Here is a 26779-nt window from a genome sequence, read left to right as displayed (position 1 = left end):
GACGTTAGCAGGGTCGGCGACCGGGACCGGAGGCGAGGACTCGGAGTGCGGACCCGACCGGGGGTCCGCACTCCGCACCCGGCGTCTACTCCCCCGCGTAGGCGACGAGCGTGGCCCGCGCGATCGTGTGCGGGCCGGCGTTGAAGCCCAGGAACGCCGGGGATGCATCCGCATCCAGCTCGAGCCGCGCGACATCCAGCGCACTCACGGTGATGTAGTACCGGTGCACGCCCGATCCGGCGGGCGGCGCGGCACCGATGTAGCGTGCGAGCCCGGCATCGTTCGGGAACGCGACGGCACCCGCAGGCAGCAGCTCCTGCGTCTCGGATCCGGCGTTCTCGACGAGATGGGTCGTGCTCACGGGGATGTTCCCGACGGCCCAATGCCAGAACCCCGATCCGGTGGGGGCGTCCGGGTCGAAGACCGTGACGATGAAGCTCCGGGTCTCATCAGGGAAACCCGACCAGGTGAGTTCGGGAGAGATGTCCTGCCCGCCGGGGACGCCGAACACCCCGGAGTACTGTGCCGGCGCGAAGGGGGTTCTGTCGGCGACGGTGGAGCTGCGCAGCTCGAAGCCCGGCACCTCCGGCAGTGCGTAGTAGGGATCGTTGTTCGCCTGTGTCTGATCTGTCATGCGAGGACGGTACCGACGGGCACGTGGTTTCCCGCAAGGGGTGCAGGTCACCCTCAGGTGACCACCGTGGCGCGCTCTCAGATGTCGGGGAAGCGCTGGATGTTCGACTCGACCCAGTCGCGAAGGCTCTGCAGCGGCTTCGCCGCATCGGCGCCGAGGCCGGTCAGGGAGTACTCGACGCGGGCCGGCACCTCGGCGAAGATCTCGCGGGCGACGAGGTCGCGGTCTTCCAGCCGTCGAAGGCACGAGGTCAGGACCTTCGGGCTGATCCCCTCGAGCTTGCGCTTGAGCTCACCGAACCTCATCGGTCCGTCCTCGAGCGCGCCGAGGATGAGTGCGCTCCACTTGTCGGCGAGCAGATCGAGGATCCCGCGGCACGGGCACTGAGCGTCGTAGACATCGTGGGGCCTGCCGGCGGCGCAGGTGCTGAGGGTGGTCATCCCCTCATGGTATCCGAAAGTTACCAGCACTCCTTGCGGGTAACTGCTCCCCTTCGAGTAGTAATGGGAGCGCGGCGGTCCCGTCGCACTCGACATCCCCGAAAGAAGGACCCCACCATGGCCTCACGCTCGTCAGACCCGCTGTACAGCCTCGCGATCCTGCGCGCGCTTCCCGACCGCCGAGACGAACTGCTCGCGGCCCTGCAGGGGCTGATCGAGCCGACCAGGGCGGAGCCCGGCAACCAGGACTATGTGCTGTTCGAATCGCGTAGCGAGCCCGGGACGTTCTACATGCGCGAGGCGTTCGACGACCAGGCCGCGCTCGACACCCACTTCGCCACACCGCACTTCCAGGCGTTCGCGAAGGGGGTCGATGCGCTGCTCGCCTCACCGCTCGAACTGCTGTTCCTCGACCGACGGTCGGAGTAGTCGCACAATCATCCGCTGGGAGTACGAGCCGGGTACTTCCGACGGATGCCCGTCGACAGGCCCCCGCCATAGCGTGGATGTCATGTCAACCACCGTTTCCGCGTCAGCCACAGCCGTGCCGTCCGATCCAGCGATGTCGACCGCGAAGGGCACCGCCAGCCTCGTGCTCGGAATCTGCTCCGTGTTCGCCGGCTGGACCTTCTTCGCGCCCGCCGTCGGGCTCATCCTCGGGATCGTGTCACTGCGAGGAGAGCCCCGTGCACGCACGCAGGCGGTGTGGGGGATCACGCTCAACGCGATCGCCATGAGCATCTGGATCATCCTGACGCTCCTCGCCCTCACGTTCGGCTGGATCGCGGCCACCTCGGCGATGTTCGGCCAGTGACGACACCTAGCCGTCGCACGACGCGGCATCCGCCGGTGCGGACGCGACGACGCTGGTGGTCACGGCCGTCCAGCCGGTGACCGTCCCCGGAGGGATGCCGGCGTACCCGTCGAGGGTCACTCGTCGTTCGCCGATGTACTGCCCCGTCTCGGGGTCGATGATGAACTCCTGGCGCGTGTTGGAGGCCGTCTCGAGGCGGCCGATCGCGATGCCCGTGGAGCCGTCGAGCGTGGCCTGATCGTCCGTGATCTCCACGCCCGGGATCTCCGCTGCGGCTTTGTAGAGGGCCGCGCGGAACTCGGCCGGCACGATGCCCCACTGAAGCGTGCTGATGATCCACTCGAGCGCCTGACCATCGCGCGACTGCCCCGAGTTTCCGTTCAGCTCGTAGATCTTGTCGAGAAGCGGGCGCGGCTCTCGAGGGAGAGCGTCATAGTCGATGCTCGTCGTCGTCCCCTCGGCGTAGCCTCCGAAGCTGCCGCCACCCGGCGTGATGCCCCCGGGGAATCGGCGGATGACGTCGAGGTCGTAGGCGTTCATGGCGTCGGCATATTCCTGCGCGTACCGTTCCGATCGCGGTCCGAAGGTCTGCGAGGGCTGCGACGTGCACGTGATCCACACCCACGCGTCGCTGCGATCGGCGGGCACGTAGAGCTCGCCGCGGGTGGAGGCCAGGATGGCCACTTCGTCGGAGGGCTGAACATCACCGCCCTCTGCTCTGATCCGGTCCGCGTCCTCTTCGAGGGTCCCCACACCGGCGTACACGCCGTCGGTTCGGACGAACAGATACTGCCCAGGGCCCACGACGGGGTCGCTGACCTGGATCGCGGCGGCCGCGGCGGAACGAAGCGCACTCGCGGCCGCGGGCTCGGCGCCGCCGTTCCAGCCGGCGACACCCAGCACATTGGTGGCCACGAGGGCGACGACCACGCTCGCCGCACCGAGCACGGAGAACCCCGCCCAGGCGACGGTACGACGACGGCGACGGGTCTTCAGAGGAGTGAACGCGGTCTGCTCGCCCACCTCTGCGAAGAGCGCGACCGGAAGCTCACCGTCGATCTGGGAGATGAGCGCGGCACGCCCGCGCATCAGCGCCTCGCGGCTCGGCTCGCGGGTCAGATCACGTGTGCTGCGGAGCAGTGTCAACTCGTCCATGATCCTTCTCCTGTTCGTTGGCGGGGATTCCGGCGGCACGGCGCAGATGCCGCCGTGCCCTGTTGAGCCGTGAGCGCACCGTGCCGATCGGTACCTGCATCGCGAGGGCGATCGATGCGTAATCGAGGTCGCCCCAGGCGTAGAGCAGCAGAGTGTCGCGGTCAGCTTTCGAGAGCCGGCGAAGCGCCTTCTTCAGCCGTCGAGCCAGCCGCTGGGCATCGATACGCGCGCCCGCCTGCTCGATGAAGTCCGGGACGATCTGGGCCGCCAGGTCTGCGGACACCCCTTTCCACGCGGTGGCCTCCAGGCGCACGTGCTTGCGCATGAGCCGCGTCGCGATGCCCAGCAGCCACGGCCGGGCGTTCTGCACCGTGACGTCGTACGCCGAACGTCGCTCGAAGGCCACCAGGAACGTCTCCGCCATCACGTCCTCGGCGGCATGGTCGCCGAGGCGCTGCGCCGCGTAGCGGTACACGGACGTCGCATGACGACTGTAGAGCGACTCGAACACCGCCGGTTCGCGGATCGAGCGCTCAATCACCTCGTTATCGGGGCTCACATCCGTATTGCTCGATTCCTTCGATCAGGTTCACGGCAATTCTGGCGGAGTGTCCTCCCGGATGCGGCGACTACCCTGGCCTGGGGGGAGAAGCACCGTGCTCCCCAGGAGGAGAGAGCATGCACGATCTGAACGCCGCAGCCCCGCAGCCCGCGGCACCGCCGCCTCCGCCCGCCCCAGCGCCGGCTGCCCCGCGCGCCGCGACGAACGGCGCTCCGACCGACGCCGAGATGGCCAGGGCCTCCGAGGTGCTGCGGATCATCTCCACCTCGTACTCCGCGAAGATGGTCGGCCAGGACCGGTTGCGCACGAGCCTGCTCGTCTCGCTCATCGCCGGCGGCCACATCCTGCTCGAGAGCGTGCCGGGGCTGGCGAAGACCACCGCCGCCAGCACCCTCGCCGACACGGTGAAGGCGCAGTTCAAGCGCATCCAGTGCACGCCCGACCTGCTGCCCAGCGACATCACGGGCAACCAGATCTATGACGCGGCGACCGGCTCCTTCCGCACCGTGCTCGGCTCCGTGCACGCGAACTTCGTGCTGCTCGACGAGATCAACCGCTCCAGCGCCAAGACCCAGAGCGCCATGCTCGAGGCGATGCAGGAGCATCAGACCACGATCGGCGGGGAGATCCACCACCTGCCGAAGCCGTTCCTCGTGATCGCGACACAGAACCCCATCGAGCAGGAGGGCACCTACGAGCTGCCCGAGGCGCAGATGGACCGCTTCCTGCTCAAGGAGATCGTCGAGTATCCGAGCCCCGCCGAAGAACTCGAGGTGCTCAGCCGCATCGACTCGGGAGTGCTCGACCCCGACCGGCACGTGGCGAGCGCGGTCAGCCTCGATGACGTGCACCTGCTGCAGGATGTGGCCAGCCGCATCTACGTCGACCCCGCGATCCGCAACTACATCGTGTCGATCGCCTACGTCACCCGGAACCCGGCGCCGTACATCGGCGAGGAGCGGGCCCGCTTCATCAAGTACGGCGCGAGCCCACGTGCGAGCATCGCGTTCCTGCAGGCTTCGCGAGCGCTGGCACTGCTCAAGGGGCGCTCGCACGTGCTGCCCGAGGACATCCGGGAGCTGCGGCACCTGGTCCTCCGCCACCGCGTGCTGCTGACGTTCGAGGCCGACGCCGAGGGCATCCGCAGCGAGGAGATCATCGACCAGATCTTCGCGTCGGTCCCCACACCCTGATCCCCATGTCCAGCCTGATCACGCAGGTGAAGAGCAAGCTCTTCATCCACTCGACGCGCAAGTCGCTGCACGCGCTCGATGGCGCCTACGCGTCGTTGCTGCGCGGGCGGAGCCTCGACTTCGAAGACCTGCGCAAGTACGAGTACGGCGATCAGGTGCGCGACATCGACTGGCGGGCGACCGCGCGGCTGGGAACGCCCCTGGTCAAGCGCTCGCGCGCGACGCGCATGCACACCGTCCTGTTCGTGGTCGACACCGGGCGCTCGATGTCGGCCCTCGCCGCCGACGAGCGGTCGAAGAAGGAGCTGGCGATCCTCGCGACCGGAGTGCTCGGGGTGCTGACCCTGCGCCACGGCGACGACTTCACCACGGTCTACGGCGACTCCGCGAAAGTGCGCCGGCTCGCGCCAGGCCGCAGCGAGGGTGCGCTCGAACACGCGCTGCGCACGATCGACAGGGCCATCGACGACAGCAGCGCTCCGAGCGACCGTGACGCACTGCTGTCGTTCGTCACGCGCACGATCGCCCGCCGCATGATCGTGGTGGTGATCACCGACGAGGCCCCGGTCACAAGCGAGACGGATCGGATGCTGCGCCGACTGCGCGTGCAGCACGACGTGCTGTGGCTGACGCTGCGCGACGCCGAACCCGTGCTGGACCACGCCACCGGACGCATCCGCTCGGATGTCGACAGCCGCTGGCAGGTGCCGGGTTTCGTGCAGGGCGACCGCGAGATCGTGCAGGAGCTGACCGCGCAACGCGAGGCCGATGCCGCGCACCTCGCTGAGCTCCTCACTCGCATGGAGATCAGCCACTCCACGCTGGACGGGCAGGACGACGCCGTCGCGCAGCTGCTGACGCTGCTGAACCGGAGGTCGAATGCCCGGGTCTGACGAGCTCTACCCGCCGGCGCAGTACGGCTGGGGCTGGATGCTGCTGGCGATCGGCATCCTGGCTCTGCTGGTGCTGGGCGCCTGGCTGCTGATCGTGCTCACCCGCCCGCGCCGCACGCTGACGACCGCCGACGCGAATGCCGGGCAGTCTCCGCTGGTCATCGACGTGCTCTCGCAGCTGCGCACCGAGTATCAGGCGCGCATCCAGCAGATCGAGACCGAGTACCTCGAACGCCGCATCTCCGCCCGACAGGCGAACCTCGAGCTGAGCCGGGTCGTCCGTGCCTTCGTGAACGAGTACAGCGGCCTGGAGGCTCCAGTGCTCGCGCTCGACGATCTCGTGGCGCGCGGCGTGCATCCCGCTCTGATCGACGCACTGGGCAGGCACTACTACCCGAGCATCTTCCGTCAGGGACCGGTGATCGACCCGGTGGCCGGCGCTGATGCCGCCAGGACGGTGGTGCGCACGTGGCACTAGCCAACACCTGGATGCTGTGGGCCGCGACCGCCGTCGTACTGATCGCGCTGACGATCGGTCTCGTCGTCGGACTCCGGCGGAGCAGACGCGCCCGGGGTGGCGACGCCGCCCGCATCGCCCGCGCCGAGCGCCTGCGCACGCTGACGTCCTTCCGCCGTGCGTTGACGCGACGGGCGCTCGCCCTCTCCGGCATCCTCGCCCTCGGTGCGACGGCCTCGATCGTGGCGGGCGTGGTGGCGGCGCGACCGATGTCGGTGCAGACCATCCAACCCGTCGACACGAGCCGCGACATCATGCTGTGCCTCGACGTCTCCGGCTCCATGACCGAGGTCGATGTCGAGGTGCTGACCGTTTTCCACGAGCTGCTGGACGACTTCGAGGGCGAGCGGATCGGGCTGACGATCTTCAACAGCTCGCCCGTGCAGATCTTCCCCCTGACCGACGACTACGACTTCGTCCGCGAGCACGTCGAGAGCATGATCCAGAGCTTCGATCGCGGAACCGGGGTTCCGGAGCACTGGATCGGCACGCTCAACGGCGATGGCGCCTCGCTGATCGGAGACGGTCTGGCCGCCTGCACGATGGGCTTCGACAACCCGGACGACGACCGCTCGCGCTCGGTGATCTTCGCCACGGACAACGAGGTCAACGGCGCCTCGATCGTGACACTCGAAGAGGCGGCCGCCTACGCCGCCTCGAAGGATGTGCGGGTCTTCGCGCTGAACCCGGTGCAGGGCAAGGATGCCGATGTCAGCGCCGAGTTGAGCGCTGCGGCCGAGGCGACCGGCGGCGCCGCATTCGGCCTGCGCGACACGACGACCGTCTCCGACATCGTGACCCAGGTGCAGGAGCAGGAGGCGACCGAGCTGCGCGGAAAGGCGCAGGTGCTCTGGACAGACACCCCGAACCTGTGGATCGTGGTGCTCTCGATCTGCCTGCTCGGCTTCGTCGTGGTGCTGTGGAGGGTGCGACTGTGATCTTCCAACCCGTGCTCGCCCCGCTGCTGATCGCCCTGCTGTGCGTGCCCGTCGCCGTCCTCGCCGTCTGGGTGCTGGTGCGCCCGCCGAAGTCGGCCGGAGCGGCGATCACCGATCGTCGAGCGCTCGCCGAGCATCGTGGCCTGTGGGCCATGCGCCTGCTGCTCGTGCTCGCCTGCTTCGCGATGCTGCTGCGCCCGGGCATCCCCGGCGGTACCACCCAGACCCTCGCGACGGACACCGACATCGTGCTCGTCGTCGACACCACCGCGAGCATCGTGGCCGAGGACTGGGGCGACGGCGAACCTCGGCTCGACGGCATCCGCGACGACGTGCAGGCGCTCGTCGAGCAGTATCCGGGTGCGCGCTTCGCCCTCATCACCTCGGATGCGGCGGCCCAGCTGCGCATGCCGCTCACCACCGACACCACAGCGCTCATCGGCTCGCTCGAAGTGCTGCGCCCCGAGGTCACCAGCCAGTCCCGAGGGAGCTCCATCGGCATCGCGGCACCCCTGCTGTCGGAGACCCTCGCATCGGCGGCAGAATCCTCTCCCGACCGCTCGCGCATGGTCTTCTACTTCGGCGACGGGGAGCAGACGGTCGACACACCACCCGAGTCCTTCCGCTCGAGTGAGAAGTACACCGATGCGGGAGCGGTGTTCGGGTACGGCACGGCCGAGGGCGGACCGATGCGCATCACCACGGGCGGCGTCTCGGATCAGGGTGGCGGCTACATCCAGTACCAGGGCGCCGACGCGCTCTCGGTGCTCGACGAGTCGAACCTCGAAGCGATCGCCGGCGAGCTCGGCGTCGAGTACGCGCACCGGACGGCGGATGCCGCGCCCGCGCTCCCCGAGGCCCCCTCGACCACCACCGACTACGCCGAATCGGGCGAGGTCGGCAACGTCACCGAGCTGTACTGGATCGCGGCACTCGTCATCCTCGGCATCCTCGGCGTGGAACTCACGCGCGCCACGGTGCTGATCGCACGACTCCGGCGGCTGCGCGCGCCACGGCAGCGCTCAGGGCGGGGAGGAACCTCATGACGATGTCGAATGAAGCAGCCGCCCTTCTCCGGTCGAATCGCCGTCGCCGACGCATCCGCCGCTGGGTCGCGATCGGCACCATCCCGCTCACCCTCGCGGCGCTGCTCTTCGTGGGCAAGCTGCTGAGCATGTACGCCTTCGCACATCAGTCCATCACCGCCTATGTGGTGGACGACTTCGCCGGATCGGAGGCCTCCGCGCGCGGACAGGAGTTCTTGAACTGGTTCGAGCCGTACAAGGCGCCGTTCAACGTCGGCACGGCGCTCGGCGGGGCGGAGCAGCTGCCGGAAGCACGGACCCAGCTCGAAGAGGCACTCGACCTCGCGACCGGACTGGAGGTCTGCGGGGTGCGGATCAACCTCGCCCTCGTCGTCGAGCGCATGGGTGATGCCGCCCGCGCAGACGGCGACGGCGCGGGCGCGGCCGAGCTCTACGGCGAGGCGCTCACGATCACGATCGAGACCCCCGAGGCGTGCCGCAGCAAGCAAGCCCAGCTGCAGTCGCCCGACCCGCAGCGTGACATGGCGGACTCCCTCGACGGCACCGCAGACCGGTTGAAGCAGAAGCAGCAGGAGGAGGAGCAGCAACAACAACCCCAGCCTCAGCCCGGAGAGAAGGAGCAGCCCTCCGAGGACAAGCTGAAGGGGCTGCAGGACAAGCTCGAACAGGGCACGCAGGAACGCGATCAGCAACAAGGCGACGACCAGGGCGGTTCGGGAACGGAGAAGCCGTGGTGAGCGATCACGAAAGGCAGCGAGCGCGGTACATCGCGGGCACGGAGGGGGCTCCTCCCGTTCCACCGCCCGGGGGCTACCGCGGCGCGCGACGCGAGGCGTTCGGATCGACGCCGAGCCCGACGGTCGTGAGCACCGCGCCGCCCGAGGAACCGAAGAAGCCGGCGAACGCGCTGGGGTGGATCGCCCTCACCGTGTCGATCCTGTTCGCCCTGATCCTGCTCGGCACGCTCCTGGCCGGCGGCACCGACATCCTCTACGGCGTCACGATGCTCACGCTGCAGCTCGTGGTGGTCGCCGTCATCGTGGCCGCACTCTTCTCGGCACGGGGGCGGACGCTCGGGGCGATCGCCCTGGTCGTGACGGTCCTGTTCAACGTCGCCACCGTCGGCGGCATGAGCGCCCTGCAGACCTCGGCCTCCGGCAACTACGAGGGCACGAAGACAGCCGCGCAGAAGCACGCAGAGGCCTATCCCGCGATCAAGGGCACCGATCCGCAACAGACTCTCTCGCAGCAGTCGCTCGAAGAGGTGCGCGCACAGGCGGATGCGATGTTCGCCGACGTCCGCGCGCGGCTCACCGAGGAGTTCGGCTACTCCTGGACGCCGGTGGGCGATGAAGACCTGCGACCGGAGCGCAACGGCTACGGCGGTGAGTCGATGCTCGTCGAGTACACCTCCGCATCCTGGGCGACCAACGAACCCATCCAGGACTACGACCGCAAGCTCGAGGTGATGGCCGTGATCAGCGAGGTCGTCGTCGACCACGGCCTGTGGGACCTGTACTCCTTCAACGATCCGATGATGTCGGGCATCGACCCCGGAATGATCGCGAAGCTGTACGGCAGCGACGACCCCCGCGCGCAGACGACGTGGGAGTACTACACCGAGAACTTCCCCGACCCCCTGCGCTTCTACGCCACCATCAACGACCTCTCGAACGATCGGGACGGCGGATTCCGGGCCGCGCGCGAGGCGCAGAACGCCCGCACAGGCGAGCCCCTCGAGGGCCTGCAGCTGACCGTGATCGCGAGCGGGGTGCTCAGCGAAGCCGATCGCGAGGAGTTCCAGACGAGGCTGCAGGAATACCCCGGCTTCGAGTGACCGGCGTCAGCGACCCGGATCAGGCACGGTTCAGGAGCCGAGCGTCAACAGCATCCGGGCCAGCACGTAGCGAGCATGTCCTCGGGATGTGCGCGGGTCGTACCCCAGGGTCTCCACGAGCGCGGTCATACGCTCCTGCACGCTGGAGTGGTGCCTCCCGAGCCGCGCGGCAGCCGCGCGCACGCTCTGCTGCTCGGTGACGGCATCCAGAAGCTCGCGACTGCGCTGGTCGAGGGCCGCGAGCGCTGCGGCGTCGGGGTGGAGGGGGCCTGACTCGGCCGCCTCGGCGACGAGCAGCAGCGCCCCGAGGTCGGCGGCATCGACCACCGGCTCCCCCGGGCTCGTCAGCCGCACGGCCACGAGCGCCGATGCCCACGACGCGGGAAGCCGATCCCCCGGACCCGGGATGCCGAGACCCAGGCGCAGGTCCACGCCCTGTGGCCAGGCATCCGGCGCGTCGGTCGCGGTGTCGAGGATCGTCGCGCGCGTGAGGCCGTGCCGGGTGGCGACCACAGCAGAAGGATGCGTCGGCAACGGCGCAGGGTCGGGAGGAGAGGCGACCAGCCGCAGCGACCTCCCGGCGAGTCGGAGCCTCGGCAGTGCGGCGGCCCTCTCCTCCGCGCCGGCGTAGGAGCTGATGGCGAGTTCGACAGCGCTCTCGGGTCCGACCGAGCGGCGCGCGCGGATGATGCCGAGCGCGAGGCTCAATCGTTCCAGGATCATCGCGTCGTTCGTGTGCGCATCGCCCTCGCGCTCGATCCAGGCGACGGCATCCGGTCCGCTCTCCCTGACCGGCCAGGCAGGGGACGGCTCGAGCGGATCCACCCGCACCCCATCGGGGCGCACGCGCACGATCTGTCGACCGTCGCGCTGTCCGACCGTCGCGCCGCTGAGCACCGCCGCGCCTCGCACCATGCTCTCGACGCCTACGGAACGGGCGACGAGGGCGTCGAAGTACGTGACGACCTTGAGCGTCTCGCTGGCATCCGGGTCGAGGGCGGTGAGACGCCCCAGCAGATCTTGCATGTCAGGCTCCATCGCGCAGGGATTCCACCCTACGGGGTCGGCGCACGGCCCCGTAGAGCGGAGGCCGGACTCAGGAGAGCAGGCGGTTCACCCAGTTGTCGCGCGCGGCGAGCATGGCCTGGGCGACCGCGGCGTGCGGGGCGAACATGTCGAAGCCGTGGAAGCCGCCTGCCCACACGTGCAGCTCGGCCTGCACTCCGGCCTCCCAGAGCTTCGTGGCGTAGGCGACGTCCTCGTCGCGGAACACCTCGGCGCTGCCGCAGTCGATGAACGCGGGCGGCAGCCCGCTCAGGTCGGTCGCGCGTGCGGGGGCGGCGTAGATCGAGACGTCGTCGGTGCCCTTGCGGTCGCCGAGCAACGCCGTCCACCCTGTCACGTTCGACCCGCGGTCCCAGACCCCGATCCCGTCGATCTGACGGGTGGACACCGACTCGTCGCGATCGTCGAGCATCGGGTAGATGAGCAGCTGACCGATCAGCTCAGGCCCCTTGCGGTCACGAGCGAGCAGGGCCGTGCCCGCGGCCAGACCACCGCCCGCGCTGCCGCCGCCGATCATCAGCCGCGAGAGGTCGATGCCGAGTTCCTCGGCGTGCTCGGCCGTCCACAGCAGGGCCGCGTAGCAGTCCTCCACGGGATACGGATCGGGGAATTCGGGGGCGAGCCGGTACTCGACCGTGACGATCACTCCGTTGAAACGCTCTGCCCACTCGAGGAACCCGGCCACACCCAGCCAGCGGTTGCCGATGATCATGCCCCCGCCGTGAGTGTGGAAGAAGCCGGGGCCCGTGCCCGTACGCCCCTCCTTCTCGACCACCGATACGACGATCTCGTCGCCACCGTGTCCGGCGATCGTGACATCGCGCCGGGTGAAGCCCCTCTCCGCGAGCACGGCGAAGATCTCCTCCTCACCGCTCACCGGCGACTGGCGCATCAGCGGGATCATCTCGGGCGTCAGGGTCGACGGCAGCTGGTCGCCGACGAGGGCGAGGGCGGCCTCGAGCTCGGGATCGAAGGGCGGTCGTCTCAGCGTGGTGTCAGTCATCAGAACTCCTTTGTCCTCGGCCGCCATCGCGGCGGCGTTCCGCCAGCCTCGCGCACGCCGCACTCGAGGCTAACCCGCCAGCCGGGGCCGATCCGGGGCCCGGAGTCCGCCGGATGGCGGGGCCAGAGTGTCCTGCAAGGAGAACCCCTTGAGGGCGTGTGCCGCGCTGGATAGCCTGGCGCCAGAGGGAAGGAGCGCGCGAAATGATCCGAGTGCTCGACGAGCAGCAGTCGTATGAGTTGCTGACCACCACCACCATCGGCCGCGTCGGTTTCGTCCATGAGGGACGAGTGCAGATCCTTCCCGTGAACTTCGCCGTCTCCGGGCACGATCTGCTCCTTCGCACCGCGCCCGACGGGGTGCTGGGAGCCCTGAGCAGCGAGCCGCTGGAGGTCGCGTTCGAGGTCGACTACCACGACCCCCTCGGCAGCACGGCCTGGAGTGTGCTGATGCACGGCTCGCTCACGCGGGTGCCGGACGACGAGGCCGCCGGCGACGCCGCTCGCGTGCACCCGTGGGCGGGCGACGACCGGAGCCTTCCGCTGAGCCTGCACATCGACACCATCACGGGTCGCAGTGTGAAACGGGACCAGTTCCGCGGCAAGGACTGACCCGGGTACGGATCTCGGCTCACGGATCTGCTCTCACGACGCGAGGGCCAACCCCGCGGCGAGCGCGAAGCCCAGCACAGTCGCGAGTCCTGTCGACTCCTTGGCCTTGGACTGCGCCTCGGGGACCATCGAGTCCACCAGCATCACCAGCAGCGCCCCGGCAGCGAAGCCGCTCGCCACCGCACGGAACTCGTCGCCGGTGACACTCGCGAGACCGAATCCCGCAACCGTCGCGACAGCGCAGATCACGGCCACGCCCGCCCAGAGCAGCAGCACCCGCGACTTCGCCATGCCGCCTTCGAGCAGGTCGGCGGCCGAACCGATCGACTCCGGCAGGTTCGAGACCAGGATGGCGACCACGAGCGCGATGCTGACGGGCTCCCCGGAGGCGAGCCCGATGCCGAGCACCAGCTGCTCCGGGATGCCGTCGAGCAGAGCCCCCACGGCGAGCTGGCCTCCGCCCGCCTTCTCCTTAGCCTTCGCGGCTCGGGCGTCGAGGATGCGGTCGGCGATGTAGTAGCTGATCGCTCCCGCCGCGACGCCGATCACGAGAGGGATGGGACCGGCGAGGTCGAGTCCCTCCTCCCAGAGTTCGAAGGCGATCGAGGCCATCAGCGCGCCGGCGCCGAAACCCAGCACGATGCCGAGCCAGCGCGGCGGCCATGTGCGCAGCAGCGCGAGCACCGCACCGACGAACAGCGGCGCCGCCGCGACCAGACCCCACAGGATCGCTCCACCCATGTCCGACCTCCGTGCGCCCTACTCTCCCACTTCTGCGGCGCTCTGCCGCCCTGGCGTCGCCGAGGACGGCGACGTGTCCCGTGACCGCGAGGGGAGTTCCTTCCCCGTTGCGCACGGCGCACCGCGAAGACGCGAGCTTCCGCTCCTCCTCACCGTGCATCATTCCCCACACCTCGACCGCGCCGTCTTCGTTGAGCGTGAGGCCGTCCTGCGCGTATGCCGCCGATATAAAGCACTCCGTCTCCACCATCAGAATGGTACCGTCATGGCATGAGAGCAACCATGGACAAGGCAGGTCGGATCGTGATTCCGGCCGCGCTGCGCGAGCGCGTCGGATTGATCCCCGGTCCGGTAGATCTCATCCTCGACGGCAACGGCATTCGCATCGAGATCGATACCCCGGACAACGTCGTCGAGAAGGATGGCCGTCTGGTCATCACAGGAGGACCGACACTCACCGTGGATGAGATCCGGGAGCTCCGGCTTGCCGATCAGCGCTGATCTCCTCCTCGACACCAGCGCCGCGGTCGCGCTGGTCCACGACCAGAATCCGGCACACGAACGCCTACTCCAACTCACCCACGGTCGCGTCATCGGCCTCGCCGGGCACGCCTCCGTCGAGATGTACTCGGTACTGACGCGGATGCCGGGCGCCGCGCGCGTCAGCCCCGGTCGCGCGCAGGAGATCATCGAGCGGTCGTTCCCCGCTTCCGCACCGCTCTCGCCGACGTCGGCAGAGGCCGCGATCGCCACCTTCGCCGACGCGGGAATCGCCGGAGGATCGGTGTACGACGGACTCGTCGGCCTCGCCGCACGTGACGCCGCGGTCCCGCTTCTCACGTGCGACCGCCGCGCCATGGGCACCTATGCCGCGTTGCGGGTGGAGGTCCTCCTCGCCTGACGGGCTTTCGCCACTGTCATGCGAGACAGGGCGACACGCCGCCCGCGGATAGACTGGGAGCCATGTCCAAGGTCCTCCAGTCCCTGCCCGTCGGCGAGCGCGTCGGCATCGCCTTCTCCGGAGGACTCGACACCTCCGTCGCCGTCGCCTGGATGCGCGAGAAGGGCGCCGTGCCCTTCACATACACCGGCGACCTCGGTCAGTACGACGAAGACGACATCGCCTCGATCCCGGGTCGCGCGCTGGAGTACGGCGCCGAGGCCTCGCGGCTGATCGACTGCAAGACCGCCCTGGTCGAAGAGGGCTTCGTCGCCCTCTCCTGCGGAGCCTTCCACATCCGCTCCGGCGGCAAGACCTACTTCAACACGACGCCCCTCGGGCGCGCGGTCACCGGCACCATGCTGGTGCGCGCCATGAAGGAGGACGGCGTCGACATCTGGGGCGACGGCTCCACCTACAAGGGCAACGACATCGAGCGGTTCTACCGCTACGGCCTGCTCGCCAACCCGCGTCTGCGCATCTACAAGCCGTGGCTCGACGCCGACTTCGTCACCGAGCTCGGCGGCCGCAAGGAGATGAGCGACTGGCTCGTCGCCCGCGACTTCCCCTACCGCGACTCCGCCGAGAAGGCGTACTCGACCGACGCCAACATCTGGGGTGCGACGCACGAGGCCAAGACGCTCGAGCACCTGAACGTGTCGCTCGAGACCGTCGACCCCATCATGGGCGTGAAGTTCTGGGACCCATCCGTGGCGATCGAGACCGAAGACGTCACCGTCACGTTCGAGGCCGGCCGCCCCGTTGCCATCAACGGCGTCGAGTACTCCGACCCGGTGGCTCTGGTCATGGAGGCCAACACGATCGGCGGACGCCACGGCCTCGGCATGAGCGACCAGATCGAGAACCGCATCATCGAGGCGAAGTCCCGCGGCATCTACGAGGCCCCGGCCATGTCGCTGCTGTTCATCGCCTACGAGCGCCTGGTCAACGGCATCCTGAACGAAGACACCCTCGCGACGTACCACGAGCAGGGTCGCCGCCTCGGTCGCCTCATGTACGAGGGACGCTGGCTCGAGCCGCAGTCGCTCATGCTGCGCGAGTCGATCCAGCGCTGGGTCGGCCTCACGATCTCGGGCACCGTCACGATCCGTCTGCGCCGCGGCGACGACTGGACCATCCTCGACACCGTCTCGCCGAACCTCTCGTACGGCCCCGAGAAGCTGTCGATGGAGCGCGTCGGCGACGCCGCCTTCGGACCGGTCGACCGCATCGGCCAGCTCACGATGCGCAACCTCGACATCGCCGACTCGCGCGCACGACTCGAGCAGTACGCGGGCCTCGGTCTCGTCGGAGGTGCAACCGGTGAGCTCGTCGGCCGCGTGACGGCGGGCGAGTCGAGCGAGATCACCGACTCGGTTCCCGGTTCGATCTCCGAAGCCGACGAGACTCTGGCCGGCGCCGTCGACTCCGCATCCGAGGGCGCGGCCTTCGACTCCGGCACCGACTGACCCGACGAACGAACGACGGATGCGCCGACGCCCTGAGGGTGTCGGCGCATTCGTGCGTCAGGCCACTCTGCTCGCCTCGGCGATCCGCGTCGCAGCGCGATCGATGATGCCCGGGAGTACGTCGTCGAACAGGAACAGGAGCGCGGTACGCACCTGGGTCGCATCTCTGCGCACGATGGCCTCGCGGAGCTGGAGAGTGGACTCCTCGCTCGCCACCCGATCGAACGAGCCGGCCGCGTGCTGCGCGAAGCGTCGGATCTGCGGTCCGAGCCGCTCGATCTCGCACTCCCGCACGTCATTGCCCTCGAGCCGCGCGAAGCCGATCGCGATGGCACGCAGGGCCATGCCGTAGGTCAGGACGTCACCCTCGCTCCCCGCGGCGAGCAGATCGTCCGTCAGATCCACGAGAGAGGTGACGTCGTCGTGCTGGACATACAGCATCGCGCGCCCCGCCGATCCGATCCAGATGTCGCCGAGGAGGGCCACCGCGTCGCGGATCGGATCGAGATCTAGATCGAGCGGTGCCACGCGGGTGGAGCGGTTCCGTCGCATCTCGACCAGCCCCTGTGCAGCGAGACGTGCCAGCGCATCCCCGACGAGCGTCCGGGATGTCCCCAGATCCTCCGCGAGGTCGGAGTCGCGAAGGTGTGCACCCGGAGGCAGCTCTCCGCCCACGATCGCTTCTCGCAGCCTGAGATAGACCTCTTCACTCCTCGTTCTGCGTTCTCGCACGACATCGATGCCTGCCACGACACACTCTCTTTCGACCACCGCGGTTCCCCCACCACTCGAAACGGTCGACACTCGCGAACCACACGCTCTCGCGTCCGGGACCGGCGCCATCCCCCCATCGCGCCCCAGCGCGCAACGCGTAACATAACACGACGGGGACGGAGGGCGGCTGGGGGCACCGTCGCCGAACGCCTCGCGGCGAGCGCCGGTGCGGATATGATGCGAAGGCGCGACCCTGAAACGCGCACTGGGGCTCGGTGGGACTGAGTTCCACCTGTCTACCCGAAAGAGTTCTCGACGATGATGACCGATTCGCAGGAATCCGCCGTACCTTCTCGCCCCTCGCTGGGCGTTCGCATCGGACGCATCGCGTTCCTCGTGGTCGCCGGAATCATCGTGATCGCCGTGGCTGCGGCGTTCTTCGTCACGTGGACGATCCAGCGCTCGTTCCCGCAGACCGACGGATCCGTCGAGCTCGACGGACTCACGGCCGAGGTCACGGTGCAGCGCGACGACCGCGGCATCCCGACCATCACCGCCGACTCGACCGACGACCTGTTCTACGCTCAGGGCTTCGTGCACGCGCAGGACCGCTTCTTCGAGATGGACTTCCGTCGCCATGTCACCGCCGGCCGCGTCGCCGAGATGTTCGGGGAGTCGCAGGCGGGGACCGACGCCTTCCTGCGCACCCTCGGCTGGCGCAAGGTCGCCGAGGCCGAGGTCGAGGCGATGGACGACACCACCCGCAGCTACTACGAGGCGTATGCGGATGGTGTGAACGCCTACCTGGCCTCGCGGTCGGGCGCCGATCTTTCGCTCGAGTACGCCGTGATCGGCCTGCAGAATCCCGACTACGCGCCCGAGCCGTGGGAGCCCGCGGATTCCGTGGCCTGGCTCAAGGCCATGGCCTGGGACCTCCGCGGCAACATCGAGGACGAGACCGAACGATCGCTCCTGGCAGCCGAGCTGAGCGGCGGCACGGATGGGGAGGGCACGGATCCCACCGCGACCGAAGACACTCTCGCCAAGCTCTACCCCGACTACCCGTTCGACGAGAACCCCGTGATCGTCCCGAAGATCTCGACCGTTCCGACGCTCGGCACCGACGCGGAGCCGGCGGCGTTCACCCCCACCGAGACCGAGGGAGAAGTCCAGCAGGCCTCCACGACCATCGAATGGGAGGAGACGTCGAGCGTCATCGAGGCAGCGAGCGTTCTGGTTGGCGACGTCGGCGAGGGCATCGGCTCGAACTCCTGGGTCGTCTCCGGCACCCTCACCGAGACCGGGATGCCCCTGCTCGCGAACGACCCGCACCTCGGAGCATCCCTCCCCTCCGTCTGGTACCAGGTGCAGTTGAAGTGCTCGACGGTGGACGAGGCGTGCCCGTTCGACGTCGGAGGCTTCTCGTTCTCGGGCCTCCCCGGCATCGTGATCGGCCACAACCAGAAGGTCGCCTGGGGGTTCACGAACCTCACCACCGACGTCACCGACCTCTACATCGAGCGCGTCGAAGGCGACCAGTACTGGCGCGACGGGGCACTGGTACCCCTCGAAGAGAGCACCGAGACGATCAAGGTCGCGGGCGGCGACGACATCGAGCTCACCATCCGCTCGACCGTGCACGGGCCCCTCATCTCGGGCCTCACCGACGACTTCACCGCGATCGCCGGCGACCCCGAACCCGCGCTCGAGGCTGAGACCGCCGCCCCGACCGCCCCGGCCCCCGGCTCCGCGGACGACGCCGAGTACGCCGTGAGCCTCCGGTGGACGGCCCTGGACCCCGGCACCGCGGCGACCGCGATCTTCGCGCTCTCCACCGCGCAGGACTTCGAGGACTTCCGCTACGCCGCCTCGCTCTTCGACGTGCCGGCCCAGAACCTCATCTACGCCGACACCGAGGGCAACATCGGGTACCAGACGCCCGGTCGCCTCCCCATCCGCGGCGCCGGCGACGGGTGGATGCCTCAGCCCGGGTGGGACAGCAGTTACGACTGGACGGGCTTCATCCCGTTCGAGGAGCTGCCGGTGTCGTACAACCCGAACTCCGGGTACATCGTGACCGCGAACAACGCGATCGTGACCGACGACTACGAGTACTTCCTCTCCCGGGACTGGGACTACGGCTACCGAGCGGCACGGATCGCCCACCTCATCGAACGGCGGGCGGCCGTCGCGCCCCTGACCGCGGAAGACATGCGCGAGATCCAGATGGACAACGAGATGTGGATCGGCACGCAGCTGGCGAGCGTCATGGGAGACGTCGACGTATCCGGCGCCGGTCCGACCGAGGCCGTCGAACTGCTGCAGGGATGGGACGCCCAGAACACGGCATCGTCCCCTGCCGCGGCCTATGCGAACGTGTTGTGGTCGAACCTGGTGCAGAACATCTTCGGCGAGCGCGCGCAGCCCCTCCCCATCGACGGTCAGGCCCGCCTCTTCACGGTCGTCTCCGCGATGCTGGACGATCCCTCCGACCCGCTCTGGGTCAACGAGCAGATCGACGTCGACGGGATGGAGCAGATGCTGGCACTGTCGGCGCAAGAGGCCTACGACGAGCTCGCAGCGCTGCAGGGAACCACCGTCTCACGCTGGAACTGGGGCGACCTGCACGCGATCACCCTCACCAGCGACACGCTCGGCTCGTCGGGCATCGCGCCGATCGAAGCGCTCTTCAACCGAGGGCCGTTCCCTGTGAGCGGAGGTGCGTCGGTGGTGAATGCGACCGGATGGGAGCTCGGCGTCTCGTATGCGACCACCACCGTGCCGTCGATGCGCATGGTGATCGATCTGTCGGATCTCGACGCGTCGACGTGGAACCACCTCACCGGCGCCTCCGGCCATGCGTACAACGAGCACTACACGGATCAGACGGCGGACTGGGCAGCGGGCATCCAGAAGCCGTGGGCGTACTCGGCGAAGGCGGTGAAGGCGGCTGCCGTCGACACCCTGGTGCTGATTCCGGCCGGCTGAGCGAAGGGCGCGCGACGGCGTCCCGAGCGGTGCCTCAGGATGCTCGGCTACCGTTGGTGGGTGCCATCCAGCTATCTCGCCCCCAAGGGCACCTCCGTCACGCTCCTGGAGTTCGAGCACGGAGGTGCGACGCTCATCGCCGAGACGTTCGGCGACGGACCGCACACGTACCTTCTCCTGCACGGCATCGGCATGGGCCGCAGCGTCTACCTCGACGTCGTGCAGCGCCTGGAGGGGCGGGTGATCGCGGTCGATCTGCCCGGCTTCGGCGAAGCGCCCGAGCCCACGCGGACCCTCACGATGGAACGGCATGCCGACCTCGTCGCCGCCTACCTCCGACACGTGGACTCGGGCCCCGTCGTGGTGATCGGTCACTCGATGGGCAGCCAGATCGCGGCCGAACTCGCCGCGCGGCATCCGTCCCTCGTCGAGGCGGTGGTGCTCGCGGGCCCGACCGTCAACAAGGCGGCACGCAACATCGGCGCGCAGGCGCGGTATCTGCTGACCGACCTCGTCGGCGAACGACCACTCGTCCTCTGGCGCGGAGCCAGGGAGTACCTCCGCGGCGGCCCCCACCTCTTCCGCAAGATGCGCGCCACCATCGTGCATGAGCCCGAAGACGCCTTCGTGCGCATCGAGTGCCCCGTGCTCGTGCTGCGGGGAGAGAGCGACCCGCTCGCCCCGATGAGCTGGTGCCGCGAGATCATCGACGCCATCCCCGGTGCCGACCTCGAGGTCATCCCCGACCACGGTCACGGCACACTCATCAGCGATTCCGAGCCGGCGGCGCGGCTGATCCACGAGTTCACCGCCCGCCTCTGAGACGGTGGCCGCGGATCAGCCCGCGGCGGGCGGGGTCTGCTTCGACTCGGCGAGCTCGTCCACGACGAGGCCCCGCTGCTCGATGGTGCCGTTGCGGTAGGCCTGCCGCCCGACCATGTGCGCTGAGAGCGGGGCGGTCGCGAACTGCATGAGCACGACCGGCGCGACGAGCACGAAGCCGAGCAGGATGCCGCCGATCGAACGCTGCGACAGCGCGATCGCGATGCAGATGAGCAGCAGCCCGAGCACCTGGGGCTTGGTCGCCGCGTGCAGACGGGACGGCACATCGCGGAAGTGCAGCAGCCCTACGGCCGCCGACAGGCACAGCACGGCGCCGAGCAGGATGAGCACCAGCACCGCCATATCGATGACGGCATCGGGGATCATGAGACCGAACACGTTCATGGTGTCGTGTTGTCCCTTCTCGCGACGAACCGGGCGACGGCGATCGACCCGAACACTCCGACGGCCGCGATGATCAGGAGCACGGGGATGTTGCGGGTGTGACCGTTGATGGCCATCTCGGCACCGATCACGCACATCACCTCGGTGAGGAGCACGTCGGAGGCGACGGCGCGATCGAGGATCGACGGCCCGCGCACGATGCGGATCAGGGCGAGGACGGCGGCGAGGCCGAACACCACCATGATCAGCAGCAGCAGGATGTTCATCGGGCACCGCCCTTCGTCGCTCCGACGCCCGCACGCTCGTCCGCCTTGAGGGCGCGGTACTGAGCGGGGTCGCCGAGGGCTCGCACGACGCGTCGCTCCCAGCGGAGCACCCCGGCGCGCTGCTTCTCGACGTCGTCGAGGTCGCGCACGCCGATCACGTGCAGGTAGAGGATCTGCCGGTCGCGATCGGTGTCGACGACCAGGGATCCGGGGATCAGCGAAGACACGACAGCGACGTGCGTCATCACCAGGTCGTCGGCGTAGCGCAACGGCACCGCGATGATGGCCGTGCCCGGCTGACGACGGAAGTCGAACACCTGCACGGTGACCGAGAGGGCGCCCCTCAGCACGGCGAACAGGAACTGCACCACGAACAGCGCGGCGTACCAGAGGTTGATCCGGCCCGAGAGCGCGACGGTCGGCAGGCGGAAGACGCGGGTGACGAAGATCGCGACGACGAGTCCGGTGAGGAACGACAGCACGGTGAACTGCGCCCACAGCAGCATCCAGAGCACGACGAGCCACGCGAGGAACGGCAGCTGCACGCGGATGTCGCGCCAGAGGTGACGTCGGGTGTCACGCGCCATCAGCCCACCTCCTGTTCCAGCTGTACGAGGCTCACGGGCTGCAGCAACGAGGCGCCGATGCGATCGCACAGTGCGTAGAGAGGGCCGGCGAAGATCGTCAGGGCCAGTGTGACCGCGACCATGCCGCCGGTCGCCAGGGTCATGATCTTCGGGATGCGGCGACGCTCCTGCTGCTCATCGGCGGCCGGTGCGTTGCCGAGGTACGAGATGCGTCCCTCGGTCTCGGTGGAGTCCTCCTCCTCGCGCCAGAAGGCGAGGTTCCAGGCGCGCATCAGGGCGTACAGGGTCAGCAGCGACGTGACGATGCCGCCGAAGATCAGCACGATCATGATCGGAGTGCCGACCGAAGCCGCCGCCTCGAACAGCGCGAACTTGCCGATGAACCCCGAGAAGGGCGGCAGGCCGCCGAGGTTGATCGCGGGCACGAAGTAGAGGATGGCGATCAGGGGCGCGACCTTCAGCAGTCCCTTGACGCGCAGGATCGACGTGCTTCCCGCTCGACGTTCCACGAGCCCCACGGCGAGGAACAGGGTCGTCTGCACCACGATGTGGTGAACGATGTAGTACACCGTGGCGCCGATCGCGGCGGGCGTCGCGATCGCGAGACCGAAGATCATGTAGCCGACGTGGCTCACGAGCGTGAACGACAGGATTCGTTTGAGCTCGGCCTGGGCCACGGCGCCGAGCACACCGACGATCATGGTCGCGAGGGCGATGATCAGCAGCACGGTGTCGATGCTGTTCGAGGCGAACAGCTGCGTCTCCGTGCGGATCAGCGCGTACACGCCGACCTTCGTCAGCAAGCCGGCGAACACCGCCGTGACCGGAGCCGGTGCGGTCGGGTACGAGTCCGGCAGCCAGAACGACACCGGGAAGATGGCCGCCTTGATGCCGAACGCCACCACGAGCATGAGGTGCAGCACCAGCTGCGTCTCCTGCGGGAGTTCCGACATCCGCTCGGCGATCTGGGCCATGTTGACCGTGCCGAGAGCCCCGTAGATCATCGCGATCGACGCGAGGAACAGGATCGACGAGACCAGCGAGACGACGATGTAGACGGCGCCGGTGCGGATGCGGGATTCGGTGCTGCCGAGAGTGATCAGCACATACGAGGCGACGAGCAGGATCTCGAAGCCGACGTAGAGATTGAAGAGGTCGCCCGCGATGAAGGCGTTGAAGATGCCGGCCGCGAGGATCAGGTACGAGGGGTTGAAGATCGAGATCGGGGTCTCGTCGGTGCCGTCCGCGGCGCCCTGGCCGATGGAGAAGAGCAGCACCGCGAGCAGCACGATGCTGGAGATGAGCACCAGGAGCGCGGCGAGCCTGTCGACGTAGAGCACGATGCCGAAGGGCACGGGCCAGCCGCCGACCGACACCGCCAGCGGCGCACCGGAGTCGACCACGACCAGGAGCACGGCGGCGATCACCGAGACGGCAGCGAGGGTCGCGACCGTAACGACGACCTGCAGGCGCGGGTTCCGACCGAACACGAGCGTGACGGCGGCCCCGAGCAGAGGCAGTGCGACCAGGAGCGGGACGAGGGCGGTCATGGCGTGCCCTCCTCGTTCTCGTCGCGGTCATGGGGTTCGTCGGGGCTCGGTTCACGGCCCTCGTCTGAGCGCGCAGCGGGTTCGCTCCCCCATCCGGTCGGGGCGTCGAAGGGAGCATCGTCGTGGATCGACGGGTGGTCGCGCATGTGCAGAACCGTGATCGGCGCGGTCTGCACGCCGACGAAGTCCGTCGTCGCCTCGTCGTCGTCGGTCTCGGACTCGTCGTCCATGAGGTCTTCGTCGGCGTCGGTGCGCTCGCGGAGCGCGATGTCGGCCTCGTCGTCCTCGACCGTGTCGGCCTGGCCCAGCTGCCAGGAGCGGTAGATCAGGGCGAGGAGGAATGCCGAGACCGCGAACGTGATCACGATGGCGGTGAGGGTGAGCGCCTGCGGAAGCGGATCGCTCATCTCGCCCTCCGTCCCGAAGAACGGGGCATTGCCGGGGACGCCCATCACGATCAGCAGCAGCAGGTTCGTGGCGTTGCCGAGCAGCAGGAAGCCGATCAGCACGCGGGTCAGGCTGCGCTCCAGCATCGCGTACACGCCGCACGCGAAGAGGATGGCCATGATGACGATGAGAGTGAGGGAGACGTCCATCAGCTGCTCCTCCCGCCCCGGGAGAGGAATCCTTCAGGACCCGGCGTGGTGCGAAGTGCCGCCTGACGGTCGACCTCGGCACCGAGACTGCGCAGCACATCGAGCACGAGTCCGATCACGACGAGATACACGCCCACGTCGAAGATGGTCGAGGTGACGAACTCCATGTGCCCGATGCCGGGGATCTCCCACTCCCAGAAGGTGCTGGTCAGCGGCGCCAAGCCGAAGAACAGCGGGACGACGGCGGTGCCGACGGCCAGGATGAGGCCGGTGCCGAGCAGCCGACCCGCATCGGTGGGAGCCGCGGCGCCCAACTCCCAGCGACCGCCGGCGATGTAGCGCATCACCAGTGCCATGCCGGCGACGAGACCGCCCGCGAAGCCGCCGCCGGGCAGGTTGTGGCCGGCGAACAGCAGGAAGATCGACACCACGATGATGGTGTGGAACAGGATGCGGACGATCACCTCGAGCAGGATCGACCTGTTCTCGGGCTTCATCTTCTGCCCGCCGACGAGCCAGGCCCGGGGGCTGCTCTCGTTCTCGGAGGTCTGGAAGCGGATGCCCTCGGTGGTCTCGACGAGCGGACGGCTGCGCGCGGCCTTGCGCGTGGCGCGCGGGAGGTTCTTGGTGGCGGCGAGCAGGTCGGCGCGGTGCGTGACGAACACGAGGGAGGCCACACCGGTCGCGGCGAGCACCAGCACCGAGAGCTCGCCCATGGTGTCCCAGCCACGCAGGTCGACCAGTGCCACGTTGACGACGTTCTTGCCGTGGCCGATCTCGTACGCGAGCTTCGGGAAGGCCTCCGAGATCGGGGTCGCCACACGGGACTGGGTGGCGACGACTGCGACGAACGCCATCGTGACCCCCACCCCGATGGCCAGCAGCGCCCGGGGGATGCGTCCGACCGAGGCGTTGTGCTCACCCATGCGTGCGGGGAGGCGACGGAGCACGAGAGCGAAGGTGACCATCGTCACCGTCTCGACGAGGATCTGCGTGAGCGCGAGGTCGGGGGCGCCGCTCGTCGCGAACAGCACCACCATGCCGAGGCCTGTGACCGAGACCAGCACCACCCCGGTGTAGCGCTTCTGTGCGCGGACGGCGAAGACGCCGGCGATCGCCATGATCGGCGCGACCACGATCTGCGCCGGAGTGTGCCAGGCCGACAGGTGGTACCGATCGATATCGCTCGCGATCAGCGCCGTGACCTCGGCGGCGACGAACACGACGAAGATCGTCCCGACGTAGACCGGCAGCGAACCGCGCTGCGTGAGCGTGGTGCTGAGCACCGAGAGCCGGTCGACCCCGCGCATGACGAAGTAGTAGACGTCGGCTGCGGTGAAGCGCAGGAACCGCGCCTTGCGGTCCCAGCCGGTCTTCCGGGTGAGCAGGAAGAGCCCGATGCCGAGGACGATCGACAGGATCGAGATGCCCAGTGCGGGTTCGAATCCGTGCCAGAGCGCGAGGTGGCCGGGGCCCTCGACGGCCTCACCGGCGTGGTCGAGCCCGGGTGTCGCGGTGAGGGCGTATCCCTGCAGAGCCGTGTCGAGTGCGGGGGCGCCGATACCGGCGGCGAGGGTGACGCCGGCGAGGATGATCGGTGCGGACAGGAAGCCGACGGGCGGGTCGGGCCACGCCGTGTCCGGCAGCTGAGCGCCCTGTTCGTCGCGCTTCTTCCAGAACGCCCCCCAGAGGAAGCGCACGCCATATGCCGCAGTGAGCATGGATCCGAGGATGATCCCGATCAGGGCGACGAGGCCCCAGGGAGAACCGCCCTGCGCGTCGTCGAGGAGGGCCGTGAGGGTGGACTCTTTGGCGACGAACCCGATGGTGGGGGCGATGCCGGCCATCGAGGCGACCGAGATGAATGCCGCTGTCGCCATGACCGGCGCCTGCCGCCCGACGCCGGAGAGCTCGTTGATGTCACGCGTCGACAACTGACGGTCGATGACGCCGACGATGAGGAACAGCGCCGACTTGAACAGCGCGTGCCCGATGACCAGGGCGAGACCCGCGAGCGCGGTCGCCTGCGTGCCGTAGCCGACCACGATGGCGAAGAAGCCGAGCTGGCTGACCGTGCCGAACGCGAGGATGCGCTTGAGGTCGGTCTCGCGCAGTGCCTGGATGCCGCCGAGCAGCATCGTCACGATGCCGAGGGTGATGACGATCGGGCGCCACGTCGTGCTGAAAGCGAAGATCGGTGCGAAGCGGGCGATGAGGTAGATGCCGGCCTTGACCATCGCGGCCGCGTGCAGATAGGCGCTCACCGGTGTGGGAGCGGCCATGGCGCCGGGGAGCCAGAAGTGGAAGGGGAACAGCGCCGACTTGCTGATCGCTCCGATCAGGAGCATCACGATCGCGGCATCCACGAGGGGCCCGCTGGGCGCGATCGTGAGGATCTCGCGGATGCTCGAGGTTCCGGTGTCGACCACGAGCAGCACGACACCCACGAACATCACGAGGCCGCCGAGCGTGGTCACGAGCAGGGCCTGCAGCGCCGCACGACGGCTGGCCGCGCGGCGGCGGTAGTGACCGATGAGGAGGTAGGAGAGGATGCTCGTGACTTCCCAGAACATCACGAGGATCACCAGGTCGTCGGTCAGGACGAGTCCGTACATGGCGCCCGCGAAGCCCAGCAGCACGCCGGCGAACTGCCCGACGCCCGCCGAGTCCTCGTAGAAGTACCAGCGGCAGTAGAGGAGAACCAGTGCGCCGACGCCCGTGACGATCAGGGTGAGCACCCACCCGAGCACGTCCATGTTCATGGAGAGGTTCAGACCCAGTTGGGGGATCCACTCGACCGATTCGAACGGCACCGGCCCGTCGAGCACCTGGGGCGTCATGACGAGCGCGTGCACGAAGGCGGCGGTCGGAACGAGGGCGGCGATCGCGAAGGCCTGAGCTCCGAGCCAGCGCACCAGAACGGGCATCAACAGCGACCCGAGGAGGAACACAGCGAGGAGCATCAGCATATACGCGGCTCCCTCAGGGCTCGT

Annotated in this window: 29 protein-coding genes; 15 read left to right on the top strand and 14 right to left on the bottom strand. The window is 68.5% G+C overall.

The window, feature by feature from the left end:
* Positions 1–85: 85 nt before the first annotated feature.
* Together D514_RS29735 and D514_RS29730 are read right to left on the bottom strand one after the other, a co-directional pair.
* Positions 86–634 (bottom strand): YbhB/YbcL family Raf kinase inhibitor-like protein, encoded by a 549-nt coding sequence (locus tag D514_RS29735; protein WP_017830004.1) that lies wholly within the window; start codon positions 632–634, stop codon positions 86–88.
* Positions 635–711: 77 nt separating this feature from the next.
* Positions 712–1074: a helix-turn-helix domain-containing protein gene (locus tag D514_RS29730; RefSeq protein ID WP_017830003.1), complete on the bottom strand. Its 363-nt coding sequence runs from the start codon at positions 1072–1074 to the stop codon at positions 712–714.
* A 117-nt stretch (positions 1075–1191) separates the two neighbouring features.
* On the opposite strand from D514_RS29730, the gene D514_RS29725 reads away from it, so the two are divergent.
* Together D514_RS29725 and D514_RS29720 are read left to right on the top strand one after the other, a co-directional pair.
* Positions 1192–1503, top strand: a complete 312-nt coding sequence (locus D514_RS29725; protein ID WP_017830002.1) for a putative quinol monooxygenase — start codon at positions 1192–1194, stop codon at positions 1501–1503.
* Positions 1504–1585: 82 nt separating this feature from the next.
* Complete coding sequence (locus D514_RS29720; RefSeq protein WP_236610938.1) at positions 1586–1888, top strand: hypothetical protein; 303 nt, start codon at positions 1586–1588, stop codon at positions 1886–1888.
* A gap of 6 nt (positions 1889–1894) precedes the next feature.
* Here the strand turns inward: D514_RS29720 and D514_RS38125 are convergent, their stop codons facing one another.
* The gene (locus D514_RS38125) at positions 1895–3043 is read right to left on the bottom strand and encodes a CU044_5270 family protein (RefSeq protein WP_017830000.1); all 1149 of its coding nucleotides are present in this window, start codon (positions 3041–3043) and stop codon (positions 1895–1897) included.
* On the bottom strand, positions 3009–3584 hold the full coding sequence (locus D514_RS29710; RefSeq protein ID WP_017829999.1) for an RNA polymerase sigma factor: 576 nt from the start codon (positions 3582–3584) through the stop codon (positions 3009–3011). Before D514_RS29710 ends, D514_RS38125 begins: the two co-directional genes overlap by 35 nt.
* A gap of 248 nt (positions 3585–3832) precedes the next feature.
* Between D514_RS29710 and D514_RS29705 the strand changes: the two genes are divergently transcribed.
* From D514_RS29705 to D514_RS38970, 7 genes are read left to right on the top strand one after another with little or no spacing between them, the layout of a single operon-like run.
* The gene (locus D514_RS29705) at positions 3833–4798 is read left to right on the top strand and encodes a MoxR family ATPase (protein ID WP_144053034.1); all 966 of its coding nucleotides are present in this window, start codon (positions 3833–3835) and stop codon (positions 4796–4798) included.
* 5 nt (positions 4799–4803) lie between these two features.
* Complete coding sequence (locus tag D514_RS29700) at positions 4804–5691, top strand: DUF58 domain-containing protein (protein ID WP_017829997.1); 888 nt, start codon at positions 4804–4806, stop codon at positions 5689–5691.
* On the top strand, positions 5678–6169 hold the full coding sequence (locus tag D514_RS29695; RefSeq protein ID WP_017829996.1) for a hypothetical protein: 492 nt from the start codon (positions 5678–5680) through the stop codon (positions 6167–6169). The genes D514_RS29700 and D514_RS29695 overlap by 14 nt, the downstream gene beginning before the upstream one ends.
* Complete coding sequence (locus D514_RS29690) at positions 6160–7146, top strand: VWA domain-containing protein (protein ID WP_236610937.1); 987 nt, start codon at positions 6160–6162, stop codon at positions 7144–7146. Before D514_RS29695 ends, D514_RS29690 begins: the two co-directional genes overlap by 10 nt.
* Positions 7143–8192 (top strand): VWA domain-containing protein, encoded by a 1050-nt coding sequence (locus D514_RS29685; RefSeq protein WP_017829994.1) that lies wholly within the window; start codon positions 7143–7145, stop codon positions 8190–8192. Before D514_RS29690 ends, D514_RS29685 begins: the two co-directional genes overlap by 4 nt.
* A 2-nt stretch (positions 8193–8194) precedes the next feature.
* Positions 8195–8929: a hypothetical protein gene (locus tag D514_RS29680; protein WP_236610936.1), complete on the top strand. Its 735-nt coding sequence runs from the start codon at positions 8195–8197 to the stop codon at positions 8927–8929.
* Positions 8926–10029 (top strand): DUF4064 domain-containing protein, encoded by a 1104-nt coding sequence (locus tag D514_RS38970; protein ID WP_186004832.1) that lies wholly within the window; start codon positions 8926–8928, stop codon positions 10027–10029. Before D514_RS29680 ends, D514_RS38970 begins: the two co-directional genes overlap by 4 nt.
* Positions 10030–10059: 30 nt before the next feature.
* Here D514_RS38970 and D514_RS29670 read toward each other — a convergent pair whose 3' ends face one another.
* Both D514_RS29670 and D514_RS29665 read right to left on the bottom strand, forming a co-directional pair.
* Positions 10060–11055, bottom strand: coding sequence for a hypothetical protein (locus D514_RS29670; RefSeq protein ID WP_236610935.1), 996 nt, complete (start codon positions 11053–11055; stop codon positions 10060–10062).
* A 70-nt stretch (positions 11056–11125) separates the two neighbouring features.
* Positions 11126–12097, bottom strand: a complete 972-nt coding sequence (locus D514_RS29665; RefSeq protein ID WP_017829990.1) for an alpha/beta hydrolase — start codon at positions 12095–12097, stop codon at positions 11126–11128.
* 203 nt (positions 12098–12300) lie between these two features.
* On the opposite strand from D514_RS29665, the gene D514_RS29660 reads away from it, so the two are divergent.
* On the top strand, positions 12301–12708 hold the full coding sequence (locus D514_RS29660; protein WP_017829989.1) for a pyridoxamine 5'-phosphate oxidase family protein: 408 nt from the start codon (positions 12301–12303) through the stop codon (positions 12706–12708).
* 33 nt (positions 12709–12741) lie between these two features.
* Here the strand turns inward: D514_RS29660 and D514_RS29655 are convergent, their stop codons facing one another.
* Positions 12742–13449 carry a ZIP family metal transporter gene (locus D514_RS29655; RefSeq protein WP_017829988.1) on the bottom strand — a complete coding sequence of 236 codons (708 nt, stop codon included), beginning with the start codon at positions 13447–13449 and terminating at the stop codon, positions 12742–12744.
* 270 nt (positions 13450–13719) lie between these two features.
* On the opposite strand from D514_RS29655, the gene D514_RS29650 reads away from it, so the two are divergent.
* The 3 genes from D514_RS29650 (at position 13720) to argG (ending at position 15858) form a co-directional block, all read left to right on the top strand.
* Positions 13720–13950, top strand: coding sequence for a hypothetical protein (locus D514_RS29650; protein ID WP_031205873.1), 231 nt, complete (start codon positions 13720–13722; stop codon positions 13948–13950).
* A complete protein-coding gene (locus D514_RS29645; RefSeq protein WP_017829986.1) occupies positions 13934–14350 on the top strand; it encodes a PIN domain-containing protein in 417 nt (138 codons plus the stop codon). Before D514_RS29650 ends, D514_RS29645 begins: the two co-directional genes overlap by 17 nt.
* 62 nt (positions 14351–14412) lie before the next feature.
* Positions 14413–15858, top strand: a complete 1446-nt coding sequence (gene argG, locus D514_RS29640; protein WP_017829985.1) for an argininosuccinate synthase — start codon at positions 14413–14415, stop codon at positions 15856–15858.
* A gap of 57 nt (positions 15859–15915) precedes the next feature.
* Here argG and D514_RS29635 read toward each other — a convergent pair whose 3' ends face one another.
* On the bottom strand, positions 15916–16590 hold the full coding sequence (locus D514_RS29635) for a GntR family transcriptional regulator (RefSeq protein ID WP_255164178.1): 675 nt from the start codon (positions 16588–16590) through the stop codon (positions 15916–15918).
* A gap of 300 nt (positions 16591–16890) precedes the next feature.
* Here D514_RS29635 and D514_RS29630 point away from each other — a divergent pair, with 300 nt between their 5' ends.
* The gene (locus D514_RS29630) at positions 16891–19560 is read left to right on the top strand and encodes a penicillin acylase family protein (RefSeq protein WP_031205871.1); all 2670 of its coding nucleotides are present in this window, start codon (positions 16891–16893) and stop codon (positions 19558–19560) included.
* Positions 19561–19620: 60 nt separating this feature from the next.
* Entirely contained in the window at positions 19621–20382 is a 762-nt protein-coding gene (locus D514_RS29625; RefSeq protein ID WP_141385580.1) for an alpha/beta fold hydrolase, read from the top strand.
* Between the two features lie 15 nt (positions 20383–20397).
* On the opposite strand, the gene mnhG is transcribed toward D514_RS29625, so the two are convergent.
* Genes mnhG through D514_RS29595 form a run of 6 tightly spaced genes read right to left on the bottom strand, consistent with a single transcriptional unit; the run spans position 20398 to position 26755 of the window.
* Complete coding sequence (mnhG, locus tag D514_RS29620) at positions 20398–20787, bottom strand: monovalent cation/H(+) antiporter subunit G (protein ID WP_017829981.1); 390 nt, start codon at positions 20785–20787, stop codon at positions 20398–20400.
* Positions 20784–21053 carry a monovalent cation/H+ antiporter complex subunit F gene (locus D514_RS29615; protein ID WP_017829980.1) on the bottom strand — a complete coding sequence of 90 codons (270 nt, stop codon included), beginning with the start codon at positions 21051–21053 and terminating at the stop codon, positions 20784–20786. Before D514_RS29615 ends, mnhG begins: the two co-directional genes overlap by 4 nt.
* The gene (locus D514_RS29610; RefSeq protein ID WP_017829979.1) at positions 21050–21640 is read right to left on the bottom strand and encodes a Na+/H+ antiporter subunit E; all 591 of its coding nucleotides are present in this window, start codon (positions 21638–21640) and stop codon (positions 21050–21052) included. Before D514_RS29610 ends, D514_RS29615 begins: the two co-directional genes overlap by 4 nt.
* Positions 21640–23190: a Na+/H+ antiporter subunit D gene (locus D514_RS29605; protein WP_017829978.1), complete on the bottom strand. Its 1551-nt coding sequence runs from the start codon at positions 23188–23190 to the stop codon at positions 21640–21642. The genes D514_RS29610 and D514_RS29605 overlap by 1 nt, the downstream gene beginning before the upstream one ends.
* Positions 23187–23786 carry a Na(+)/H(+) antiporter subunit C gene (locus D514_RS29600; protein WP_017829977.1) on the bottom strand — a complete coding sequence of 200 codons (600 nt, stop codon included), beginning with the start codon at positions 23784–23786 and terminating at the stop codon, positions 23187–23189. Before D514_RS29600 ends, D514_RS29605 begins: the two co-directional genes overlap by 4 nt.
* Positions 23786–26755 (bottom strand): Na+/H+ antiporter subunit A, encoded by a 2970-nt coding sequence (locus tag D514_RS29595; protein WP_017829976.1) that lies wholly within the window; start codon positions 26753–26755, stop codon positions 23786–23788. Before D514_RS29595 ends, D514_RS29600 begins: the two co-directional genes overlap by 1 nt.
* Positions 26756–26779: the final 24 nt, after the last annotated feature.

The organism is Microbacterium sp. UCD-TDU (assembly GCF_000340625.1).
Classification (GTDB): domain Bacteria; phylum Actinomycetota; class Actinomycetes; order Actinomycetales; family Microbacteriaceae; genus Microbacterium; species Microbacterium maritypicum.
The sequence above is the reverse complement of the archived record's forward strand: the minus strand, read 5'-3'. Positions and strand labels throughout refer to the sequence as shown.